General features: G+C 73.6%; 2 protein-coding genes. Both read left to right on the top strand.

What is annotated here, in order from left to right; all coding sequences use genetic code 11:
- The first annotated feature begins 44 nt into the window (after positions 1-44).
- Complete coding sequence (locus AOK01_RS37105; protein ID WP_055519550.1) at positions 45-1250, top strand: isochorismate synthase; 1206 nt, start codon at positions 45-47, stop codon at positions 1248-1250.
- A partial coding sequence (locus AOK01_RS37100) for a (2,3-dihydroxybenzoyl)adenylate synthase (protein ID WP_425424789.1) occupies positions 1247-2683 on the top strand: 1437 nt, incomplete at its 3' end. The genes AOK01_RS37105 and AOK01_RS37100, both read left to right, overlap by 4 nt.

The following is a 2683-nucleotide window of genomic DNA, read 5'->3' as shown; positions in this document are numbered from 1 at the left end:
CCCTCGCCGACCGTGGCTCGTCACCTCCCCCACTGGAGACATCCATGTCTGCCTCGTCCGCCTCTCTGCGCGAACCCACCGCACCCGTCCTGGTCCGTCCCGGCGCGGCGACCGCCCTGCTCGACGCGTACCGCCCCGCCACGGACCGGTTCCTCGCCTCGCCCGGCCACACCCTGCTGGGCCGCGGGACCGCCGCCGAGATACCCCACGACGCACGGCCGTTGCCGCACCGGGTGCGTGAGGTCCTGACCGCGCGGCGGCGCGGCGGCGATCCGGCACCGGTCGTCGTCGGCTCGCTGCCCTTCGCCCCCGACGCACCGCCGTCGCTGGCCGTGCCGGAATCCGTACGATGGGCGCCGCCGCTGCGCGAGGACCCGCTCATCGCGCTTCCCGTGCCGTTCGCGCAGGACGCCGCCGACTGGCGGATGCGCGAGACTCCCACCCCCGAACGCTTCGCGGCGGCCGTCGCCTCCGCCGTCGCACGCATGCGCGCCGGGGAGTTCGACAAGGTCGTCCTGGCCCGCACGCTGGAGCTGACCTCGCCGCGTGATCCGGATCTGCCGCTCATGCTGCGCCGGCTGGCCCGCCGTGATCCGGCCGGATACACCTTCGCCGTGCCCAGCGGGCCGGGCCGCACCCTCATCGGCGCCAGTCCCGAACTCCTCGTGGCGCGCCGGGGCGGCCGGCTGACCGCCAACCCGCTCGCCGGATCGGCTCAGCGCAGCGCCGACCTCGCCGAGGACGTCCGGCGCGCGGCCGCCCTCCTGGAGTCCCCCAAGGACCTGCACGAGCACGCGGTGGTCGTCGCCGCCGTGCGCGAGGCACTGACGCCGTTCAGCACCCGCCTGGACGTGCCGGACCGGCCCACCCTGGTGCGTACGGCGGCCATGTGGCACCTGTCGACCACGGTCACCGGTGAGCTCGCCGACCCGGACGTCTCCGCGCTGGACCTGGCGTGCGCGCTCCACCCCACTCCCGCGGTGTGCGGGACGCCGACCGAGCTGGCCCGTGCCGTCATCGGTGAGTCGGAGCCGTTCGACCGCGGTCCCTACACGGGCATGGTCGGCTGGCAGGACGCGGACGGCGACGGCGAGTGGGTGGTGACGATCCGGTGCGCCGAGGCCGAGGGCCGCTCGCTGCGGCTCTTCGCGGGAGCCGGCATCGTGGCCGGCTCCTCGCCGGAGGCCGAGACCGCCGAGACCGGCGCCAAGTTCCGTACGTTCCTGAGCGCCGTGGGGGCCTCGCTGTGAGCCCCGCCGAGCCCGTGCAGGCCACCACCGAGCCCGTGCACGCCACCACCCCGGGTATCGACGCGCCCACCTGGCCCGTCGAGTTCGCCGAGCGCTACCGCGCCGCCGGCTACTGGCGCGGCGAGACGTTCGGCGGTGTGCTGCGCGAGCGCGCCGCCGCGCACCCCGACCGGATCGCGCTCGTCGACCCGGCGCCGGAGCGCCGCACCTGGACCTACCAGGAGCTGGACGAGCGCGTCGACCGGCTGGCCGCCGGTTTCACGGCGCGCGGCATCTCCAAGGGCGACCGGGTCGTCCTCCAGCTGCCGAACGTCGGCGAGTTCATCGAGGTCGTCCTCGCGCTGCTGCGGATGGGCGCGCTGCCCGTGTACGCGCTGCCTGCGCACCGGGAGACGGAGATCGCGTACTTCTGCTCCTTCACCGAGGCCGTCGCCTACGTCATTCCCGACCGGCACGCCGGATTCGACCACCGCGCACTCGCGACCCGGGTCAAGGAGCGGACGCCGAGCCTGCGGCACGTGTTCGTCGTCGGCGAACCGGGCGAGCACACGGCGCTGTCCGAGGTGCCGTGCGCCGTGTCTCGCGAGGTGTCGCGCAAGGTGTCGTACGAGGTGTCGTACGAGACGCCGTTGCCGCTCGCCGGGCCCGAACCGCACGAGCTGGCGTTCCTCCAGCTGTCGGGCGGAACGACAGGGGTGCCGAAGCTCATCCCGCGCACCCACGACGACTACCTGTACTCCCTGTGGGGCTCCAACGAGATCTGCGGCGTCGACGCGGACACCCGCTTCCTCGTCGTGCTGCCCGCCGCGCACAACTTCCCGATGAGCTCGCCCGGCTGGCTGGGCGTGCTGTACGCCGGTGGCACCTCCGTACTGTGCCCCCGGCCGGACCCGGCGACCGCGTTCCCGATCGTCGAGCGAGAACGGATCACCATGACGGGCCTGGTGCCGCCGCTGGCGCTGGTGTGGACGGAGGCGGCCCCGGTGACCGGGCACGATCTGTCCAGCCTGGACCTGGTGCTGGTCGGCGGTGCCAAGTACAGCGCGGAGGCGGCCCGCCGGCTGTCGCCCGCCCTGGGCTGCCGGCTCATGCAGGTCTTCGGCATGGCGGAGGGGCTCGTCAACTACACCCGGATGGACGACGATCCCGAGACCGTGGTCACCACGCAGGGCCGGCCGATCTCCCCGGACGACGAGATCCGCCTGGTCGACGATGCCGGACAGGATGTCCCCGAGGGCGGGTTCGGGCATCTGCTGACCCGTGGCCCATACACGATCCGCGGCTACTGGCGGGCTCCCGAGCACAACGCGACCGCCTTCACCGAGGACGGCTTCTACCGCACCGGCGACATCGTGCGCCGTACCCCGAGCGGACATCTGGTCGTCGAGGGACGGGCGAAGGACCAGATCAACCGGGGCGGCGAGAAGATCGCG

Source organism: Streptomyces aurantiacus, from assembly GCF_001418335.1.
GTDB classification, from domain to species: Bacteria; Actinomycetota; Actinomycetes; order Streptomycetales; family Streptomycetaceae; genus Streptomyces; species Streptomyces aurantiacus.
The sequence above is the reverse complement of the archived record's forward strand: the minus strand, read 5'-3'. Positions and strand labels throughout refer to the sequence as shown.

What these genes read in the sequence shown, in the direction of transcription:
- AOK01_RS37105 (WP_055519550.1), top strand. Translation starts at nt 45, where the DNA reads ATGTCTGCCTCGTCCGCCTCTCTGCGCGAACCCACCGCACCCGTCCTG.